This window comes from Mariniflexile fucanivorans (assembly GCF_004341235.1).
In the GTDB taxonomy this organism is placed as follows: domain Bacteria; phylum Bacteroidota; class Bacteroidia; order Flavobacteriales; family Flavobacteriaceae; genus Mariniflexile; species Mariniflexile fucanivorans.
The window spans coordinates 543,947-566,027 of sequence record NZ_SLUP01000001.1; the positions used below are offsets into that span (position 1 = coordinate 543,947).

At 33.4% G+C, this 22,081-nt stretch carries 15 protein-coding genes and 1 tRNA gene; 11 read left to right on the forward strand and 5 right to left on the reverse strand.

Annotated elements, in window-relative coordinates; genetic code table 11:
* Window positions 1-56 precede the first annotated feature (56 nt).
* On the reverse strand, window positions 57-1,358 hold the full coding sequence (locus tag EV196_RS02410) for a c-type cytochrome (protein WP_132214516.1): 1,302 nt from the start codon (window positions 1,356-1,358) through the stop codon (window positions 57-59).
* A 216-nt stretch (window positions 1,359-1,574) separates the two neighbouring features.
* Here EV196_RS02410 and EV196_RS02415 point away from each other — a divergent pair, with 216 nt between their 5' ends.
* Window positions 1,575-1,964 (forward strand): SPOR domain-containing protein, encoded by a 390-nt coding sequence (locus tag EV196_RS02415; RefSeq protein ID WP_132214518.1) that lies wholly within the window; start codon window positions 1,575-1,577, stop codon window positions 1,962-1,964.
* 95 nt (window positions 1,965-2,059) lie between these two features.
* Here EV196_RS02415 and infB read toward each other — a convergent pair whose 3' ends face one another.
* From infB to rimP, 3 genes are read right to left on the reverse strand one after another with little or no spacing between them, the layout of a single operon-like run.
* Window positions 2,060-4,849 carry a translation initiation factor IF-2 gene (gene infB / locus EV196_RS02420; protein ID WP_132214520.1) on the reverse strand — a complete coding sequence of 930 codons (2,790 nt, stop codon included), beginning with the start codon at window positions 4,847-4,849 and terminating at the stop codon, window positions 2,060-2,062.
* Window positions 4,850-4,878: 29 nt separating this feature from the next.
* Window positions 4,879-6,111 (reverse strand): transcription termination factor NusA, encoded by a 1,233-nt coding sequence (nusA, locus tag EV196_RS02425; protein ID WP_132214522.1) that lies wholly within the window; start codon window positions 6,109-6,111, stop codon window positions 4,879-4,881.
* A 13-nt stretch (window positions 6,112-6,124) separates the two neighbouring features.
* Entirely contained in the window at window positions 6,125-6,586 is a 462-nt protein-coding gene (gene rimP, locus EV196_RS02430; RefSeq protein ID WP_132214524.1) for a ribosome assembly cofactor RimP, read from the reverse strand.
* A 226-nt stretch (window positions 6,587-6,812) separates the two neighbouring features.
* Between rimP and EV196_RS02435 the strand changes: the two genes are divergently transcribed.
* From EV196_RS02435 to EV196_RS02460, 6 genes are all read left to right on the forward strand, one after another.
* Complete coding sequence (locus EV196_RS02435) at window positions 6,813-7,637, forward strand: universal stress protein (protein WP_132214526.1); 825 nt, start codon at window positions 6,813-6,815, stop codon at window positions 7,635-7,637.
* Between the two features lie 323 nt (window positions 7,638-7,960).
* A complete protein-coding gene (locus EV196_RS02440) occupies window positions 7,961-9,085 on the forward strand; it encodes a hypothetical protein (RefSeq protein WP_132214528.1) in 1,125 nt (374 codons plus the stop codon).
* Window positions 9,086-9,105: 20 nt separating this feature from the next.
* Window positions 9,106-11,631 carry a hypothetical protein gene (locus EV196_RS02445; RefSeq protein WP_132214530.1) on the forward strand — a complete coding sequence of 842 codons (2,526 nt, stop codon included), beginning with the start codon at window positions 9,106-9,108 and terminating at the stop codon, window positions 11,629-11,631.
* Between the two features lie 56 nt (window positions 11,632-11,687).
* Window positions 11,688-12,272 carry an RNA polymerase sigma factor gene (locus EV196_RS02450; RefSeq protein ID WP_132214532.1) on the forward strand — a complete coding sequence of 195 codons (585 nt, stop codon included), beginning with the start codon at window positions 11,688-11,690 and terminating at the stop codon, window positions 12,270-12,272.
* 11 nt (window positions 12,273-12,283) lie between these two features.
* The gene (locus EV196_RS02455) at window positions 12,284-13,018 is read left to right on the forward strand and encodes a tetratricopeptide repeat protein (RefSeq protein WP_132214534.1); all 735 of its coding nucleotides are present in this window, start codon (window positions 12,284-12,286) and stop codon (window positions 13,016-13,018) included.
* Between the two features lies 1 nt (window position 13,019).
* Window positions 13,020-16,250, forward strand: coding sequence for a CHAT domain-containing protein (locus EV196_RS02460; protein WP_132214536.1), 3,231 nt, complete (start codon window positions 13,020-13,022; stop codon window positions 16,248-16,250).
* Window positions 16,251-16,261: 11 nt separating this feature from the next.
* Here EV196_RS02460 and EV196_RS02465 read toward each other — a convergent pair.
* Window positions 16,262-16,334, reverse strand: a tRNA-Gln gene (locus tag EV196_RS02465).
* Between the two features lie 152 nt (window positions 16,335-16,486).
* On the opposite strand from EV196_RS02465, the gene EV196_RS02470 reads away from it, so the two are divergent.
* The 4 genes from EV196_RS02470 (at window position 16,487) to EV196_RS02485 (ending at window position 22,046) form a co-directional block, all read left to right on the forward strand.
* Window positions 16,487-19,795, forward strand: coding sequence for a glycosyltransferase family 117 protein (locus EV196_RS02470; protein ID WP_132214538.1), 3,309 nt, complete (start codon window positions 16,487-16,489; stop codon window positions 19,793-19,795).
* Window positions 19,796-19,798: 3 nt separating this feature from the next.
* Window positions 19,799-20,446 (forward strand): polysaccharide deacetylase family protein, encoded by a 648-nt coding sequence (locus tag EV196_RS02475; protein ID WP_132214540.1) that lies wholly within the window; start codon window positions 19,799-19,801, stop codon window positions 20,444-20,446.
* A gap of 184 nt (window positions 20,447-20,630) precedes the next feature.
* Window positions 20,631-21,491, forward strand: a complete 861-nt coding sequence (locus EV196_RS02480; RefSeq protein WP_132214542.1) for a cupin-like domain-containing protein — start codon at window positions 20,631-20,633, stop codon at window positions 21,489-21,491.
* Between the two features lie 63 nt (window positions 21,492-21,554).
* Window positions 21,555-22,046 (forward strand): DUF6646 family protein, encoded by a 492-nt coding sequence (locus EV196_RS02485; protein ID WP_132214544.1) that lies wholly within the window; start codon window positions 21,555-21,557, stop codon window positions 22,044-22,046.
* The last annotated feature ends 35 nt before the right edge of the window (window positions 22,047-22,081 follow it).

Here is a 22,081-nt window from a genome sequence, read left to right on the forward strand (position 1 = left end):
TTATAATTTCACTTTAAAAGCACTTCAGCAGCGCTCAGCGTAACATTTTTAAGTTTTTAATAATGGCATTTACCACATTCCAAACCGCCCATTTCTGCTACTGTTAACTTGTCTTTACCATACTTTTTAGCTAATTGTTCGTGAATTTTAGCATAATAAGCATTGTCTTGAATATTTACATCAGTTGTTCTATGGCAATCAATACACCAACCCATAGTTAATGGAGCATGTTGATACATCACTTCCATTTCCTCAACAGGTCCGTGACATGTTTGACATTCAACACCTGCAACCGTAACGTGCTGTGAGTGATTAAAGTAAACGAAATCTGGTAAATTATGAATACGAACCCATTTTACAGGTTGCGAATCTCCAGTATATTTCTGTTCTGCATCATCCCATCCTGCAGCTTTATATAGTTTTTTAATCTCTGCATTATAATCTACACCTATAGCAGCACCTTCAGCTAATGTTTCTGGTGCAACTTCATAGATGGATTTATGACAGTTCATACAAACATTTAACGAAGGAATTCCTGAAGTTTTACTTGTTCTTGCTGAAGAGTGGCAATATTTACAATCAATACCATTATCGCCAGCATGAATTCTGTGAGAATAATGAATAGGTTGCACTGGCTCGTAACCTTGATCTATACCTATTTGCATCAAGTAGCCATAAACAAAATAAGCACTTGCCAATAAAAAGAAAATTGCTGTAATCAACATTAAAAATTGATTCTTAACAAAAGCTTGCCAAAGTGGCGTTCTTTTAGTTTCTTCTGGTAAATCTATATTTTGCACCGAAGCAAAACGACGTAATGTTTTATTAACTAAATATAAACCAGCACCTAGCAATATAAATAAAATAGCTAAAGCTCCTAAAATAATTTCGTTGGAAATACCTCCCGTAGCCGCTGCTTCGCCTGAAGGAGCTGCCGCCGCTGCATCACTAGCAGGAGCTTCTGCTTTTACTTCAGCAGTATATGCAAGAATATTATCAATATCTTCATTTGATAACTGTGGAAATGCCGTCATAGCTGCACCGCCATACTCGTTGTACACTTTATTAGCGTATGCGTCGCCAGATTTAATCATCCCTGAACTGTTATGAATCCAGTCGTAAAGCCATTCTTTATCCAATCCTTGCTCGTCAGCTAAACGCGCTTCTACATTACGTAAAGCAGGCCCTGTCATTTTCTTATCTAGTTGATGACATGCTGCGCAATTGGCATTAAATAATGATTTTCCCTTTGCTGGATCTCCCCCTTGAGCAGAAAGACCGGTTGTAAACGCTAATAAAATAATTAAGCCTAAACTAAGAATGCTTTTACTTAATTTACGGTGAATCACCTTTCTCATATTGTTGGTTATATTAACTTCTAAACTATGGTATGACTTTTGTCATTTTATAAATGAAAAAAATACAGTTAAAAAAAATCTCTCGCAAAAGTAGTATTAAAAGTCGATTTGGAAAATGTTAGATAACTGTTAATTGGTAATTTAGAGAGATTCTAAATAATAAAAAGAACTTAAATTAAGATTATAACGTATACATTTGTATAAATTTATTTGAAAATGAAATTATTAAATTTAAAAATGAGTGCTTTAGGTATTTTAGCTTCCATATCAGCTTCAAACTATTGTTTTGCTCAACAAGGAAGCATTGTGGTTAATCAAGACAAAAAAATTACTACTCTGCTTGAGGCTAAAAAAGAAATGAACAAAAATGAACCTGATTCCGATAGATATAAGATACAAATTTATAACGGAAATCGTTCAAGCGCCGAGGCTTCGCAAAGAGAATTCAATGCAAATTTTACTGATTGGAAGGCAACATTAGAGTATGAACCACCAAATTTTAAAATTTGGGCAGGTAATTTTAGAACACGCTTAGAGGCTGACCGTGCTTTGAAAAAAATAAAAAATAAATTTCCTGCTGCTTTTATCTTTAAACCTAAGAAATAGCACTAAGATTGTTTGATGAGTTAGACTCTTAGATCTTTAGAAACATAAAAAAAGCGACCAATTTGGTCGCTTTTTTTATGTTTCTAAACTTAGATTTATTTAAGTTTCTTTTTAACTTCCACTTGATGGAAAGCTTCAATAATATCACCTTCTTGAATGTCGTTGTAGTTTTTAATTTGCATACCACAGTCAAAACCTTTAGTTACTTCTCTAACGTCATCTTTAAATCGTTTTAACGAAGCTAATTCACCAGTATACACAACTACACCATCCCTAATTAAACGAACACTTGAACTTCTAAGAATTTTTCCGTTAGTTACCATACAACCAGCAATACTACCGATTTTGGTTACTTTAAATATTTCTCTTATTTCCGCTGTACCTAAAATTTCCTCTTTAAACTCTGGAGACAACATACCTTCCATAGCATCTTTAAGATCGTTTATGGCGTCGTAAATAATAGAATATGTTCTGATATCTATTTCTTCTTTATCAGCAATAGAACGTGCATTTCCTACAGGACGCACATTAAATCCGATAATAATCGCATCGGAAGCAGATGCTAATAACACATCACTTTCTGTAATGGCTCCAACACCTTTATGTAAAATATTTACTTGAATTTCTTCAGTTGATAATTTTTGGAATGAATCGGTTAACGCCTCCACTGAACCATCCACATCACCTTTAAGGATAATGTTCAATTCTTGGAAATCTCCTAAAGCAATACGACGACCAATTTCATCTAAAGTAATATGACGTTGCGTTCTAACAGATTGTTCACGTTGTAATTGTGCGCGTTTTGAAGCAATTTGTTTGGCTTCACGTTCATCTTCAAATACATTAAATTTATCACCTGCTTGTGGTGCACCATCTAAACCTAAAATGGATACAGGAGTTGATGGACCTGCTTCTTCAACGTTATTACCACGTTCGTCTTGCATGGCTTTCACCTTACCACTATTTTTTCCTGCTAATACATAATCCCCTACTCTAAGCGTACCTGCTTGTACTAATATAGTTGAAACATAACCACGCCCTTTATCTAAAAAGGCCTCAACTACAGTTCCTAATGCTGGTTTATTTGGATTTGCTCTCAACTCTAATAATTCAGCTTCAAGCAATACTTTTTCTAATAACTCTTTTACACCTGTACCAACTTTTGCTGAAATATCGTGAGATTGAATTTTCCCTCCCCAATCTTCAACCAATAAGTTCATTTGTGCTAATCCTTCTTTAATTTTTTCAGGATTTGCAGCCGGCTTATCTATTTTATTAATAGCAAACACAATAGGCACCCCTGCAGCTTGTGCATGGGCAATGGCCTCTTTGGTTTGTGGCATGATATCATCATCGGCAGCAGCCACAATAATTGCAATATCAGTTACTTGAGCTCCACGGGCACGCATCGCGGTAAACGCCTCGTGACCTGGAGTATCTAAAAACGCAATTTTTTGGCCGTTATCCAATTCAACACCGTAAGCTCCAATGTGTTGTGTAATACCTCCAGACTCTCCGGCAATTACATTTTCTTTACGAATATAATCCAGAAGCGATGTTTTACCATGATCGACGTGACCCATTACGGTTACAATTGGTGCTCTTGGTATTAAATCTTCTTCTTTATCTTCATAGATATCAATAGACTCTTCAATATCGGCAGTAACAAATTCCACTTCATATCCAAATTCATCTGCTACGATAGATAATGTTTCGGCATCTAAACGCTGATTCATGGTTACCATCATACCAAGCGACATACATGCTGATATAATTTGAGTAACAGAAACATCCATCATGGTTGCAACTTCGCTAGCAGTAACAAATTCGGTAACTTTAAGAATTTTACTTTCTGCTGCTTCTTGCTCTAGATTTCTTTCTGTTTGATCTCTATGTTGATCTCTTTTATCTCTTCTATATTTAGCACCTTTCCCTTTAGAAGACTTACCTTGAAGTTTTTCTAAAGTTTCGCGTACTTGTTTTTTAACATCCTCATCGCTAGGATCTTCCTTAACAATAGGCCGTCTTGCTTGTCCTGGCTTTCCTTTAAAACGATCATTTCCAGGTCTATTTGGAGCGCCACCACTTCTATTATCGCCACCTTGCTGTGGCCCACCAACTTTACTAATTCTTCTACGCTTTTTCTTATTAGCGTTAGCATCACCTGGTTTTGAGTCGGTTTTCTTTTCTTCTTTCTTTTTCTTCGGTTTATTAAATTGAGACAGGTCAATTTTATCACCAGCTATTTTTGGACCACTAAGAACTTGATACTTCGTTTTTACTTTTTCATCAGGAACTAATTCGCCTTCTGAGTTTGTTCTAAGTTTTACTGGTTCAACCTCTTTTTTAGATTCTTGTTTAGGTTTAGAAGTTTCTGGTTTTACTTCTGGTTTTACCTGATCTACAACTGGAGGTTTTACATCTTCTTGTTTAGCTACTGAAGGCTCTACAGGTTTTTCAACCACGGTTTCCTTAGGAGTTTCAACAGGTTTTTCCTCTTGTTTAGGCTCCACTGGTGTTTCTGCAGGTTTTTTAGGATCTAAATCGATTTTTCCAACCTGCTTAGGGCCTGAAAGTGTTTTAGAGGCTTTAATAATTTCTTCTTTTCTGGCTGCCTCTTTTTGTTTTTCTTCAAGTTCACGCTCACGTTGCTCGCGCAACACTTCTTTTTCTTTAAGTTTTGCCTCACCAACTTCTTTAGAAGCTACTTTTTTGTTAGCATCGGTTTGAAATTCATTTGAAAGAATTACATGTACTTCTTCTGAAATTTTGGTATTCGGACTTTTCTCAATATCAACCCCTTTTGATTCCAGAAAATCAACAGCACGGTCAATAGAAATATTGAGTTCGCGTAATACTTTATTTAATCTAATCGTGTCAGCCATAAATTGCCTTTAAAATACTCAAATATATGTTATTCTTCAAATTCTTCTCTAAGAATTCTAATAACGTCTTTAATTGTTTCTTCTTCTAAATCGGTTCTTTTTACTAAATCGTCTACATCTTGCTCTAAAATACTTTTTGCAGTATCTAATCCAGCTTTACTAAACTCTTCAATAACCCATCCCTCTATTTCATCAGAGAACTCTCTTAACTCAACATCTTCCTCTGCACCTTCTCTAAATACATCTATTTCATAACCAGTTAATTGACCAGCCAAACGAATGTTGTGACCACCTCTACCAATGGCTTTACTCACTTCTTCTGGCTTTAATATAACCTCAGCACGTTTTGTTTCTTCATTAATTTTTACTGAAGTTACTCTTGCAGGGCTTAATGCTCTGGTTATGTATAATTGTAAATTGTTTGTGTAATTAATTACATCAATATTTTCATTACCTAATTCGCGAACAATACCGTGAATTCTAGAACCTTTCATACCAACACAAGCTCCAACTGGGTCAATTCTATCATCATAAGAATCTACCGCTACTTTTGCTTTTTCTCCCGGTATTCTAACTACGTTTTTTATGGTAATTAGGCCGTCGAATACCTCAGGTATTTCTTGTTCAAAAAGTTTTTCTAAAAACGCAGGCGATGTTCTAGACATAATGATGGTTGGTTTCGCACCTTTTAACTCTACACTATCTACAACGCCTCTTACATTATCACCTTTTCTAAAGAAATCTGAAGGAATTTGTTTTTCCTTTGGAAGCACAATTTCGTTTCCTTCATCATCTAATAAAATAACAGCTCTGTGACGAATGTGGTGCACTTCTGCTGTATAAATTTCACCAATTAAATCTTTAAATTGTTTAAAAACAATAGTGTTATCGTGTTCATGAATTTTAGAAATTAGGTTTTGACGCAATGCTAAAATAGCACGTCTTCCTAAATGGATAAGCTTCACTTCTTCAGATACTTCTTCACCAACTTCAAAATCCGGCTCAATTTTACGCGCTTCAGATATTGAAATTTCTTGGTTTGGTTCTTCAACTTCGCCATCAGCAACCACCACTCTATTTCTCCAAATTTCTAAATCGCCTTTATCAGGATTTACAATAATGTCGAAATTATCATCATCACCATATTTCTTTTTTAAGGCGCTTCTAAACACATCCTCTAAAATCGCCATTAACGTTACTCTGTCAATTAGCTTATCGTCTTTGAATTCTGAAAAAGATTCAATTAACGCGATATTCTCCATAACTCTTATTGAATTAAAATTTAATCATAACTTTTGCTTCTACAATATCTTCGTAAGCGATTTCCGCTTGCTTTTTTACAGTTACTTTCCCTTTACCAACTGGCTTCGGTTCTCTAACTTTCCATTCTAGTACAATATTTGTATCGGTTGCATTAGCAAGTGTGCCTTCAATTTTTTCTGAAGCTGTTCTTACTAATAACTCGCGTTTCAAATTCTTTTTATACTGTCTTCTGTTCACTAAAGGCGATGTTGCTCCTGCTGACATCACTTCCAAAGAAAAATCGTGTTCTTCTCTATCAATATTATGTTCAATGGCTCTACTTACAAACATGCAATCTTCAACTAAAACGCCATTATCGCCATCAATAACAATATGGACATGATTATCTGTGCTAATTGAAAAATCAATTAAAAACAAATCTGGCCGTTCTTCCAACGCCGTTTCCAGTAAATCTTTTACAGTATTTTTAAACATTTTTATTATAAAAAGAGGGGACTTTCCGTCCCCTCTTATTTAGTTTTAGCCTTTCAACGGTGCAAATATATAATATTTTATTGATTTTTAAAGTAATATTTCATAAATTTAGATACATCTTACTTGTGAAATTAGGAAACGAGCATACTAAAAAATTAATACTTAATAAAGGAAATGATTCATAGCAAACTGCAGTGCCCTTTAATAAAATAACAAATATAAACAGATGAAAAAAATACTTGTCCCGACCGACTTTTCTACGCAAGCCGAAAACGCTTTAAAGGTAGCTGCACAATTAGCGAAAAAGCATCATTGCGAACTTTATTTGCTACATATACTTGAGGTGCCCGTACATACCGTAGATGCTTTGAGTACTTATAATGATTTGCCGGAAGCTATGTTTTTTATGAAACTGGCACAGAAGCGATTTGAAGAACTAAAAGCAAAAGACTATTTAAAAGGCCTTGTAGTACACGAACACGTCGAGTTTCAAGAAATTTTTAAAGGGGTATTTCACGTTTGCAAAAACAACCATGTAGATTTGATTGTTATGGGTTCCAATGGTGCCAATGGCCTAAAAGAAATACTTATTGGAAGCAATACCGAAAAAGTAGTTCGCACTTCTGAAATACCTGTTCTTGTTATTAAAAAGGAACACACGGTATTTAAAACGAAACGTTTTGTTTTTGCTTCAGATTTTAAAGAAGAAAGTAAACCAGCTATTGTAAAAGCCATTGCTTTTGCTAAAATTTTAGGTTCTAAAATGCACTTACTTATGGTGAACACCCCCAATCATTTTATAACATCTAGCGATGCCCAAAAAAGAGTGCAAAATTTTATAAAAGACATTGAAATGCCTAATTATTCGATTAATATTTACAATGATGTGACTATTGAAACAGGCATTATGAATTTTTCCCAATCTATTGAAGCTAATTTAGTAGGCATGAGTACCCATGGAAGACAAGGTCTTTCGCATTTCTTTAATGGCAGCATTAGCGAAGATTTGGTAAACCATGCCAAACGACCCGTGATTACTTTTAAGATTTAGTGGTTTTGGTGGTTGTTAAAGCGTATCTGGTTTAAGTGATGTGTTCGATTAATAAAAAATAGAAAGTCCAAATCTTTTTTAAAATTTGGGCTTTCTATTTTTTATTAAACTTTTATTTCCAAAAAACGCTTTATGACTCGTTCCCTCGTCTTTTTAATTTTATATTCAGGAAGTTAATCGAGATACCTATAAAGTATTCCAATTTCAGCCCAATAACTATTTTTATGAATTGATTATAATTTCTTTCCAAAAAGCATTCATAAAAGTGATGACCTTTTTACGGTGATTTCTATTTAGGTTAAGTAACCATTAAACCTAAATTTATGAATCGCACAAAAACACCAATAGTTATAACACTACTTTTAGTGTTATTTACATCTTGTTTAAACTCTCCAAGTGGTGCTCAAACTTCAAGTAATTCTCAAGCCTCTAACACCATCCAACTTAATGGCAAAACCTATACGCTTAAGGAAAATGTGGATGCTACAAAACTTCAATATAACAAAAAAGTAGAGAATAACATTGTATTTCACAAATTTGAAGACTCTGAAAGAAACATGACCATAGGGTACTTACCCTTACCTAGTGATTGGATATTAAAAGATAAACCTGATAATGAGGGCGCACAGATTTTTGGCCCAAATAATATTAAAGTTTTTCTTCCTAGAAACAATGATTTTGTTTACTCACAATTACCTGGTTTTAACCAAATGGCAGCACAAATGGGTCAACAAATAAAACCATTACAAAGCTTAGAGCAAATGGTTAAAGTAGAGTTCGTTCCGTTATTAGCCAATGACGGTGTGAAACTAATAAAACAATACAAAGTACCTCAACTAAAAGCTTACGATGAAAATTATGAGCAGTTTGTTTTTAAACCAGTGCCTATGCAAAAAACGTTTGAGGTGCTTGCTACAGAATGGCTGGACAAAGACAATAACAGTGTCATTTTAATAATTCGTCAATATATCACTTACACACAAGAAGCTTGCTATTGGGGCTACATTTTAAATGTGATGAAGGCACCTAAAGCCTATTTTGAAGATGCAAAAATCAAATATTTATATGCCCTTGAGTACACTAAATATAATCCGCAATGGTTGCATACCCGCTATATGGAAGATGCCAAAGAGTCTGCTAGATTGGGCAAATTGCATGAAGACCGTATGCGCAGTTTAATTGCTGAAGGTGAAGCCATTGTAAAAAGAGGTGAAGCACATAGCGCCATGGTAGACAGAAACCATAAACGCTTTATGGATACCCATTTAGAACGACAAACGGTTACCAACACAGCATCTGGAAAATCTTATCAAGTTGATGCAGGAAGCAAAGACTATTGGATAAACAGCGATGGCGAATACATCCCATCGGACAATGTACATTTTGACCCCAATTTTGATCCCAATCTTAATAACCAAACATGGACAAAAGCACAAATTAATAATTAAACTAACAAAAACAATACATCATGAAAAATTTAAAAATCCTCTCGCTATTATTTATCACTCTTTTTATTTTCAATTTAAGCTGTAAAAAGGATGATGATACAGATGACCAAAAACAAGAAACTATAGGTAGAACGCTTATAGACTTAACCGTTAAATTACCTGAAGGGTCAAAAATAAATGTAAACGATACTTATGTTTACACACTTGGAACTAGTGATGATGTTGATGCCCAAGGAAACGTTTCTGCTTTAATTTTTGAAGGAAGCACCGAATTAGCTTTTCTTTTCAACTCAAGTAATGAGCCTTTACTAGCGGGTTTTATTTCAAAAGAAAAAACCGAAATAAGCCTAAGCTCAACCGCTGAAGTATTGTTATATTATGCGATACCAACTTATTTGCAGGATAATCAATATAAGGATGCCTATATTTCAGAAATAAGTAAATTAGATGAATTTCCAGCATTCGTTGAAGGTCTTCAAACACTATATACATCAGATAATTTCACACTTAAAAATGGGGCTTACTTTAATTTGTTAAGTGAACAACTTGAATCGTTATCACAAATTACCGTTATAAATTCAACTGGTAAAGTTAATACAGACTCTAAAGATGCAAGAAGTGGTATTTCAATAAAAGATGTACCCGAAAACAGCATTCAAGTAAGCAATAAATACTCGAGAGATGCGCATGCTTTTATTTATAAAAAGTCGGTAATCAATTTAAACGGACAAGAACAAATTATAAATTTAAAAGTATCTGGTAGTGATGAAGCTCAAATTCAATTTGAAATTGACAGAGCTGAACATACCGGGCAGGATGTTAAAGCAGACATCAGAGTTTTATCTATTGCATGCCAAACAAAACGTTTTAAAGAAACACTATCCAAAGCTTTTGAGTTGGAACTTAAAGACAATGAAACGGCTGCAAAATACGAAGTAACTGTTATTGGAGCTGGTGGCAGCAATTCCAATAGAGAATTCACCGATGCTGAAAATGAGAAGTTTCAAGAATTATCAAAAAAAGCATTTATTATCGATTATTTTCTTCCAATAGCCTTAGATATTGCTGGTAGAAAAAGTGAATATGACAAATTGAATGGTTCAAAAAACGATGCGCTATTTGCTGCTGTTTTACCATATATAGAAGATAATGCAGCCGTTTTAGATTTAGTTTATAAAGGTGATTACAAAAGTGCTGTTGAAACATTTTTAACTGATATTTACGCCTCAGGAAGTAATTTTGGTGATGCCTTTCGAATAATGCAAGCTATATATGATGTGTTATCTGAGAATAACACAATACCTTTTGATTATGGCGTTACAGATGCTCAAAAAAATAACGAAACCAAAATTATGGAAATAATTAGCGAGGTCATGAAACTGGAGAGTTTTGATTGCCTTAATTTCTTTTTTGAAGACTCAAGTGTTTCAGAATCTTGGAATGTTACCGTTGAAAAGGGAAAAGTGAAACTATCACCCAAAAAAGCCAATGTTACTATATTAGCAAACACAACACAGGAAATTAAAGCTACGGTATCTTCAATTACGTTGAATGCTGGAGAAAAATTTGAATATGAATGGTCTACAACCACAGCCTACGGAGGTGTTATTAATGATTTAAACGGTAAAAGTGGCACTAGTTTTACATCCAATTTTGACAAAGTATACTTTCTAAGTAATGCCAGCGAATCACAATTATCAGATGGTGATAATATTGAAAAAGTAAATGTAAAAGTATTTACAAATGGCCCAAGTGGCAGGTTTGAAGTTGGCACCGATGAGATGGAAGTTAATGTTAGAAAGAACAATTTTGTTATAACACCAAATGGAATTACTATTAATGGAGATACTTCCCTAACTCTTAAATTGGAACATAATGACCAAACTACACAAATACCCAATAACAAATTTGATTATAAAATAATCTGGGAAACCTCTGGCAGACATGGTGGTTTTAAAACTAATAAGACATTATATACTGTTTACAATTCAAATAGTATTGAATATTTATGCACTAATACAGAAACCATGAATGGAACTGAAGAATTCCAAGCTGTTGTTTACGCAAAACCAAAAGGCAGTTCTGAAGATTATGAGATTGTCGCTTCTGCTGATGCTTCTATAAACATTGATAACGATCCTAAAAAGAAATATTATGTTTTAACACCTATTTTCACAATAACAAAATTAGCTGATGAGGCTTGTACCGCTGGTGCAAATGATATTAGAAATTGGCTAGATAGTGCTATCTATGTGGATAAAATCGCTAATGCTAAAAGTTATACCCTAAAAATTACAGATATTTTCAGTGGACCTAGTAAGTATGATCTTTGGGATACAAAACCTGCTCCAGATTTATTTTACAGTTGGAATCAAGGAGACACTAGATATAAAAATACAAACACAAATACAGCTGTTTCCAATGCTGCCTTTACGTTTAGTCTGGCTGCTACTTCTACCAATACTTGTAATCCTGATTATAGTGATTCAGTAGGCTGGGTAAGTGGAACAAGAGGTATCGGTCAATTGGTAGTAACCCTAGAATAAAAAATATTATAAGAATTTAACATAAAAGTGTATCTTTCTGCTGCTATTATCAAACTATGCTTCAAAAAGATACACTTATTAAAAATTACGAATCGCAGTGGCATTTAATTTCAGCCATAAAAAATAATAACGAAGCGGTACTTAAAACCATTTATAATGAAAATTATCATCATATAGAACGTTATGTATTAAGCAATAGTGGCAATTCAGACCAGGCCAAAGATGTTTATCAAGAAGCCTTTATTACCCTTTGGGAAAATATAAACCTAGATAAATTTTCGCCTACCAGCGATAACGCCTTAAATTATTATTTGTATAACATTGCAAAAAACAAGTGGTTAGATTATTTAAAATCATCAAAATTTAAGAAAACCGATGTTTTAACAGATTTTAAAATCAATACCATTACACATGAAGAAAATGTGGATTTAGACCCTTTAAAAAACAAAAAAATAGATAAAATAGTTGCCAGTTTTGATTTATTGAAAGACCCATGCAAAAAAATACTATCGGTTTTTTATTATGAAAACAAATCCATCAAAGATATTGCTGAAACTTTCAATATTACAGAAGCTTCAGCAAAGAATAAAAAATACCGTTGCTTGGAAAGATTGAGAGCTATGGCGTTAACATCAATTTAAACACAATACTTTTGAAAGACCTACATAACATACCCGAAGCACTTTTAGACACCATAGACAGGTATCTACAAGAACGTATGCCTGCTGATGAAAAATTGCAATTTGAGGAACGTATTGAAAAAGACCCCATATTAAAAGCACAAATAGAAGATGTTAAGTTATTGCGAATTGGCATTGGTAAAGCAGTGTTAAAATCGAGACTAAAAAGCTTCCATGAAGACCTACCTGATGCACCAATAATTTCAAAAGAAAAAGTTTTCAAAATTAATTATAAATACCATGCTATTGCAGCATCCATTGTTATAGCTCTAGGTTGCTTTTGGTTTTTAAATAGAGACTCAAAAAATGAACGCCTGTTTGCTAAACATTTTAAACCCGACTTTGGTTTAGCAACCACCATGAGCGAAAGTAACAACTATGATTTTGATGACGCCATGGTAGATTACAAACAAAAAAACTACGATTTAGCCATTAAAAAATGGGAAACAATATTAAATGCTAAACCAAAAAACGATACGCTTAATTACTTTTTGGGAATATCTTATTTAGCTAAAAATGCTGAAAAAGAAGCTGTTTCAAAATTTCAAAATGTTGTAAAACAAGATCAAAGTGCATTTAAAAGCGATGCTTATCTGTATTTGGGGCTCGCCTATTTAAAATTAGATAATCTTGAAAAAGCTAGAGAAAATCTTGCTTTGAGTGATACTGAAAACAGCAGATTATTGCTTTCAGAATTAAAAAATTAAAATGGAATATCGTTTAAAATACAAGATTTCATTACTAATAATATTTTGTTATTCAATCACATTATTTTCACAAAACAATAAAGGCATTAACTTAGTAAGTGAACTGATAAGCTTAGACCGTTTAAATCAGGCTGATGTTGAAATAAATAAACAAATTCTGTTTTTTAAGAATCAAAAAAACTTCGATACCTTATCTCATTACATCTATCCTTTAGGGAAAATAGATTTGCTTAAAAATAAAGACACACAAAGAACGTTTAACCTAAAAAAAACCATTCAAGATCATACAAAGAACATTCAAACTTTATATATTTTAAATGCCGATATAGCCAAACTTCTCTTCGAAAAAGGGAATATCCAAGACGCTTATGACTATGGAAAAAAGGCTAAAGACTTCGCTTTAAAACTTCAAAACAAAAAGTTTCTGGTTGAAGCAGAATATTATTTAGGTGATTACGCCATGAAATTGGGTAAAATTTCACTTCTAGAAAAACATATGAGGAGTGCCGAATCTTTAATAAAAAACAACTCCAAGATAGCATACCCTATTTCTGCACGTGTGTATAATCTTATGGGAGCGGTTATGTATTTTTCTTCAAAGCAAGATAGTGCTGTTTACTACTTTGAAAAAGCACTAAAAAACGTTCCTCTATTGGAAAACAATTTGGAAAATAGACTTTATTTACCTGCCGCGATAAAGGGTAATTTATTTAATATAAAGCTAAATAGCGGAAAACATTTGGAAGCAAAAGCGTTGGTAGAAGCCTCCATTTCTCTAAATAAAAAGTTTCTTCAAGAAGCAAAAAATCACCCGTTAACACCAAGAGTAAAACGAAATTTATCCGTTGGCTACACCAACCTATCTAGTTTATATTATGATTTTGGCGATTTTGATAATTCAGATAAAATTACTCAACTCTGTTACCAATTCACAAAACAAAATTTTGCGTTTAATACCGAAGAATATTTTATTGGAACCATTCCCGTAGCCGAGGTTAAGGTTTCCAAAAGAGATTTTAAAGCTGCATTTCAATATTTAGACGAGGCTAAAAGATGTCTTGAAGCTATGCCAAGTGAAGATTATAGATGGCTGGCTTATTTAAACAATGTTTATGGTGAGGCTTATTATATAAACGCAGCGTATGATAAAGCCATTGAATACTATAAAAAAAGTGATTTTTATTATGAAAAATCGAATCCCGGAAAATATGATGGAAACAGACTTTATGCCGCAATGAACATGGCTATTGTTTATAGCGAGCTGCAAAAAAAAGATGAAGCCATTAAAACCGCCACTAAATTATACAATTATGTAAAATCCAGCAATGGCGAAACCGATTACTTAATTAATGATATTATTTTAACACTTGCAAGAATAAATTATAACGTTGGTGACTTTGAAAAATGTGTTTATTGGAGTTCGAAGGTTTTAGATTCTTATAAAAACTATAGTGGCAGTAAAAATAGTTTTGATAAAAGGCATTTTGAAGCAGACAAAGCCGAATTCATAATCTTAAACGCCAAGGCTAAATATGCATTAGAAGAAGTAAAAACGCAACAGTTTATTGAAGATTTACTGCTTCAGGTAAATGAGGCTATTATAATTTTGGAGCAACAAAGAGAGGTTATATCTACTTTAGAAAGTGTAAACACGTTAATAGAAAGTAACAAGGATGTTTTTGATTTTGCCAAAAAATTAAACTTGGAACTCTATAATAAAACGGGCAAACCAAAATATCTTGAAAACCTTACTAGTTTACATGAGTCTTCTATTTACAACAAACTTAGGGTGCGGTTAAACCTAAATCACGACATTTCCTTTTTGGAAGTCCCAAAGCACTTAAAAGATAGAGAAAACGCACTTCGCAAAAAATTAGATGTCGATATTGACCAAGAAGAAGATGACATTGAATTTATTCAAAATTTTCAGAAATCCAATTTAGCGTGGAATAATTTTCTTGACACTTTAAAGCAAACACATCCCAAATATTACAAAATGCGTTATGGAACCATTTCAGAATCTTTGGAAAATCTTCAGAAAAACCTTCCTAAAAACACATCCATAGTTCGATACTTTTTTATTGATGGTGAACTGTACGCCGTAATTGTTGATAAAAAAACTAAAAACATTTATAAGTTAGACTTTAAGGATGTAGCTGGATCTGTTGCCCAATTAACTAAAGATCAATCTGATATTTCTAAAACAAGCGATTTGCTTCACAAACTTTATATAAAACTTTGGCAACCTTTTGAAAATAAAATTACAAATGAAAAAGTAGTGATTATTCCAGATAGAGAACTTTTCAACCTAAGTTTTGAAACTTTAACGCCCAAGAAAATAAAATCGTTTAAAGAACTTGCCACAAACAGTCTTTTGGCAAAACATACTATATCCTATAATTACAGCCTCTTTTTGCTAGATGATACCAAAAAACAACCCATCTACAAGAATAATTTTGTAGCCTTTGCACCAGAGTTTAATAAGGACATGAAGCAAAAATATAAGCTTGCCATAACAGATTCTATTGGACTAGATAAAACCTATTTATCACTTCTACAACAACCGTTTAGTGTTAATCTAGCCAAAACCTATTCTAATGTGTTTGATGGCAGTTGCTTTTTAAATGAAAATTCAACAGAACAAGTTTTTAAAAACAATGCCAGCGAACATAAAATTATTCATATTGGCACCCATGCAGAATCCAACAATATAAGCCCCGAACTTTCGCGTTTAATCTTTGCTAAGGACATTTCTATCTCCAATGATGACAACTCGCTATATACCTATGAAATTTATAATTGTAGCTTAAACTCTAATTTGGCCATATTAACAGCCTGCGAAACAGGAAAACCAACCTATCAATCTGGTGAAGGCATGATTTCATTGGCACATGCCTTTAATTATGCAGGTAGTGAAAGTATTTTAACCAGTTTATGGAAAATAGATGAACAGTCTAGTGCTATAATCATCGAACAATTTTACAAGAATATAGAAGCGGGTCAAAGTAAAGATTTAGCCTTAAAAAATGCTAAATTATATTTTATTACTAATCATGACGGCAGAGCTTTGAGCCCACAGTTTTGGGCAGGTTTGGTTTTAATGGGAGATACCAATCCTATTGAAATGTATTCAAACAATAATTGGTGGTGGTTAGGGATTTCTATGTTTTTATTAATTGCTTTTTTAGGTTTCTACTTTTATAAAAACAAAAAAGTCTTTCAGATTTACTGAAAGACTTTTTGTTGGCTTACTAGGGCTCGAACCTAGACTCTTCTGGACCAAAACCAGACGTGTTGCCAGTTACACCATAAGCCAGTGTGTAATTGAGGGTGCAAATTTAATACAAAGTTTTATTTCCACAAGTATTTTTTTGAAAAATAATTTCTAATACTTAACGTTTACTTAAAAACATTCCGAATACCATATTTATTGTTAAATTCGCCACAGTTAATAAATATACCTTTTTTATGACCAATTTCAATTTTAAAAAATGGAATACCATTTTAGGATGGTTCACTTTTTTAATAGCGTTTATCACTTATGGATTAACAGTAGAGCCTACTGTAAGTTTCTGGGATGCTGGCGAATACATTTTAACTTCGGCAAAATTACAAGTAGGCCATCCACCAGGAGCACCGTTATTTCAAATGCTTGGAGCATTTTTCTCGATGTTTGCTTTAGAGCCTTCGCAAGTTGGTTTTATGATGAACATGATGAGTGCTATATCTAGCGCATTCACCATTCTTTTTATGTTTTGGACCATTACGTTGCTTTTAAAAAAGTTGGTTGGCAATAAAAAAGAAATTACAAATGAGAAAGCCATCGCTATTTTAGGCAGTGGTGTTGTAGGCAGTTTAGCTTTTACATTTACCGATTCGTTTTGGTTTAACGCCGTAGAAACCGAGGTTTATGCCATGGCCACCTTAATTATGGCTGCTATGTTTTGGCTTGGGTTACGTTGGGAACAAGATATGCACAAACCTCGTGGGAACCGTTGGCTTATTTTAATTTCGTTTATTATTGGGCTTTCTTTTGGTGTCCATTTTATGGGTTTATTGACCATTCCCGCCATCGGGCTTATTTATTATTTTAAAAATTATAAAACCATCACTATTAAAAACTTCATTATCGCTAATGTGGTTTCGGTGGCCATTTTACTTTTTATATTTAAACTATTAGCACCTAACATTCTTAAAATTTTTAGTATTTCTGAAATTTTCTTTGTGAATTCCATTGGGCTTCCTTTTAACTCAGGGTCTATTATTGCAGGTATTCTACTGGTTGCTATTATCTATTACGCACTAAATTACACGTATAAAAAAGGCATGGTTCATCTTAATACAGGTGTATTATGCGTCACTTTTATTATTATTGGGTTTTCAACATGGTTAATGCTTCCTATTCGCGCCAATGCAAATGTAGTGGTCAATGAAAATAACCCATCGAGTGCCAGAGAATTATTGGCTTATTATAATTTAGAGCAGTATCCTGAAACACACTTGTTTTATGGACCACAGTTTACCGACCAATATGCTTATTTAGATGAAAACGATCCGTATGTCGATGATAAGCCTAAATATGAAAAAGACGAAGCTAAAGGCGAATATGTAATAGTGAACGATTATAAGAACGCAAAGCAAAACTACAACCATAAGCATGCATCTATTTTACCACGTATGTGGAGTGCGGAACACGCCGAAAATTACATGATGTTTTCTGGGTTTTTAGATTTTAAACTAAAACCAGAATACCAAATGGAAAACGAATTGCGAACTACCATTACTAACTTTAAAAATGATGTCGCCAAAGGATCTGTTGATTATGAAGATTATAATAACTTCTTAAAACGTTTTAAAAATTATATTGATATTGATACGCCTTCTTTTGCCAGTAATGTTAAATATATGTTTGAATACCAATTAGGATATATGTATTGGCGTTATTTTATGTGGAATTTCTCTGGCAGACAAGATGATATTCAAGGAAAATATGACAACCACGGTAATTGGATAACTGGTATTAAACCGCTAGATGAAAAACTTTTAGGTTTATCACAAGACAATTTACCAAGTGATGTAATTAATAATAAAGCAAGAAACACTTATTATATGCTGCCTCTTATTTTAGGTTTGATAGGTTTCTTTTTCTTATTCAATAAAAATAAAAACGTCTTTTGGATTTTATTGGTGTTTTTCCTTTTCACGGGAATAGCCATACAAGTTTACACCAATGTGCGCCCTTTTGAACCGCGTGAACGCGATTACTCGGTTGTAGGCTCATTTTATGTGTTCGCCATTTGGATAGGTTTTGGGGTATATGCCTTGTTCGATGCTTTGAAAAAGTACATGTCGCCTAAAATTTTAGCTCCTGCATTATCCATTTTATGTTTAATATTAGTACCCGGTATTTTAGCTGCTAATAATTGGGATGACCATGACCGTTCAGATAAATACACTGCCAAATCTATGGCTAAAATGTATTTAGATTCCTGTGCCGAAGATGGTATTTTATTCACTATTGGTGATAATGATACGTTTGCACTTTGGTATGCCCAAGAAATTGAAGGTTATAGAACCGATGTGCGTGTAGTAAACACCAGTTTATTTCAAACGGATTGGTATATAGACCAGATGAAGCGTAAAGCCTATGAAAGTGATCCCATTCCGTCTCAATTAACCCACGATTTATATAAATATGGTACTAACGACTATATTATTATAGAACCTGTTGTTAAAGATACATTGCTAGTAAAACAGTTTTTAGATTTTATTGCTAGTAATAACCCCAAAACCAAGTATCGATATATCTTAGAACAAAAAGGGGTTGATATTTCACAGGTTAGATCACAAGATTTAAATGCCACTTATTTGCCTACGGAGTTTTTAAGAATTCCAGTAAATAAAGAGAATGCTTTAAAATATGGTATTGTAAGCCCTAAAGATGCCGATAAAATTGTGCCTTATATAGACATAAATGTAACTGGCGGTGCTCTATACAAAAACAGATTATTAATGCTTGATATTGTTGCTAATAATGATTGGAAACGTCCTATTTACTTTACTGGCGGAAGCTTTGGTGACGACGATTACATTTGGATGAAAGACTATTTGCAACTAGATGGCATGTGCTACAAATTAGTACCAATAAAAACACCTATTGACAGAGCAAACCCCTTTGATATGGGACGTGTAGATAGCGAACTTATGTACAACAAAGTTAAAAAATGGGATTGGGGTAATAGTGGAAGTCCAGATATATATCACGATCCTGAAACACGTAAAAACTCTATTTCTTACAGAGGTAATTTAGCCCGATTAATTGAACAGCTACTTACCGAGAAAAAACTAGGTAAAGCCGAAGAAATTGCAGACATCGCCATGACTAACATGCCTGTAGATTATTTTGGATACTATACCCTTTTAGAACCTTATATTAGTGCTTATTATGAAGTAGGCAATAAAGAAAAGGCACGAAATTTATTTAAAGAAGTCGCTAAAAAGTATCAAGAAAATTTGAACTACTACAGCAAATTAAAAAAGGATAATCAAGAACGCTTGTTTGAAGAGATTTATACAGATATTGAACGTTACAAAGGCTTAATAAATGTTTTAGTGAAATACGACCTTGATTTTGCTGAAACAGAAGGTGATGTTTTCAATAATAACTTAATGTTATTTAAACACTTTTACGGAGGTAATTCTAAAGAACAGGATTCTATGCCGAATACAGAAATAGATTTATCAACATCAGATAGTATCGATTTAATAACGGAGTAAGGCATGACCTTAGTACCAGTAAAAACACCATTAGTTGCAAAAAAGATGTTCCCAAACTTTGTTTGGAACATCGCAACTGATGATAAAGTAATCTATCTAACTTTTGATGATGGACCAACGCCTGAAATCACAAATTGGACGTTACATACTTTAAAAAAATTCAACGCAAAAGCCACTTTTTTTTGCATTGGTAATAATGTTGAAAAGCATCCTGAGATATTTCAAAATATCCTAGCTGAAGGACACGCCATTGGGAACCACACCCATAACCATATTAAGGGATGGAAAACGAAGCTACAAGACTATTTAGATAATATAGCTGAAGCTGAAAAGGTAATCAACAATCAAATTTCAAGTTCATCAATCGTTAACCTTTTTAGGCCTCCTTACGGACTCATTACACCCATGCAAGGCAATAAACTTATAGAGTTAAACTATAAAGTAATTATGTGGGATGTCCTGTCGTTTGATTGGGAAAAAGACGTATCAAAAGAAACTTGCACAAATAATGTTATTTCCAACACAACTAACGGCAGTATTGTGGTATTTCATGATAGTGTAAAAGCCTCGAAAAACATGCAATATGCATTACCTAAGGTGTTAGAATATTTTAGTAAAGAAGGATTTTCTTTTAAATCTTTAAATTTTTGATTAATAAAAAAACGAAATTTAAAAACCATAACTAACTTCTTGTTAAACTCATGTTAAGGGTTACTCATTCCTTCTATTTTAAAATTAAAATCGTGATGAATCCGCATTTACAATGGAACACACAAAATACTATTTCTTATTTCATTACGTTTTATTAACTTTGGTTTACTAAATTAAATACGCCTTGTCTTTAAACTTAAAAGATATTCCTCGAGTAAAAACAATTACAAAAGAGGACTTTTTAAAGCACTATTTTAAACCGCAAAAACCTGTGGTTATTGAGCATTTTATTGACCATTGGCCAGCGTACAAAAAGTGGAATTTAGACTATATGAAAACTGCTGGCAGTGAAATTACCGTACCACTTTACGACGACCGCCCAGTAGATTACAAAGATGGTTTTAACCAACCACACGCTAAAATGAAATTGGGCGATTACATCGATTTGCTAAAACACGAACCCACCAAATACCGTATTTTTTTATGGAATGCCATTAAAGAAATCCCGCAATTACAACAAGATTTTTCGTTTCCAAATTTTGGCTTGCGCCTTATGAAAGGCATCCCCATGTTATTTTTTGGTGGTCGCGATTCATACACCTTTATGCATTATGATATTGATTTGGCAAATATTTTCCATTTTCATTTTGAAGGTAAAAAACAAATTATTTTGTTCGACCAAAAGCAGAGTAAATACTTATATAAAATACCACATTCTTTAATTACCCGAGAAGATATAGACTTTGCAAACCCCGATTTTGACAAATGGCCCATGCTTAAAAATGCCGTAGGTTATCAAACTGAACTAAACCATGGTGAGGTTTTATACATGCCCGAAGGTTACTGGCACTACATGCGCTACATAACGCCTGGTTTTTCCATGAGTTTGCGTGCCATTGCCCGAAACCCAAAAAATTTTAGTAAAGCGCTTTACAACTTGGTTATAATGCGTCATTTTGATAATACCATGCGGCGTATAAAGGGACAAAAATGGATAGACTGGAAAAACCAACAAGCCATTACAAAAACCCACAAGAACTTATAAATAACAAGCCTTTTTAAAATAAGTTATAATATATTTGCAGTACTTAAAATTTAAATAAAAATCATGCGAAAAATAATTTTATTAGTAACTATCCTTAGTGCAACACTGGGCTATTCACAAGCTTATACAGGCACTAACGATAACAAACTTCAATTAGGGGCTAATTTTCAAAACAATGCAACAGGCGTAAATATAAGCTACGATTATGGTTTGGGCGAGAACATCTCCGTTGGTGTGTCATCATCATACGCTTTAGGAATTAGCGATGAAGTTTCTAAAAATTTTGGAGACCGTTTTGATCTAAAAGCACGTTTTAACGCCCACATAGGAAACGTTATAAATGTAGACGAAAATTTTGATGTGTACCCCGGTTTAAATCTTAGCCTTAAAAACTTTGGTGGCCATTTAGGAATGCGTTACTTTTTCTCGGATGGATTTGGACTTTACACCGAATTCAACGTGCCTTTTGCAAAATACAATACCGATACACTAGATCCTGGAGAAAAATTACACAACCAGTTTACACTTAATATAGGTGCTGCTTTCAATTTATAGTAATACCTTTTGTAATATTTGAAAAGCGGAAAAAT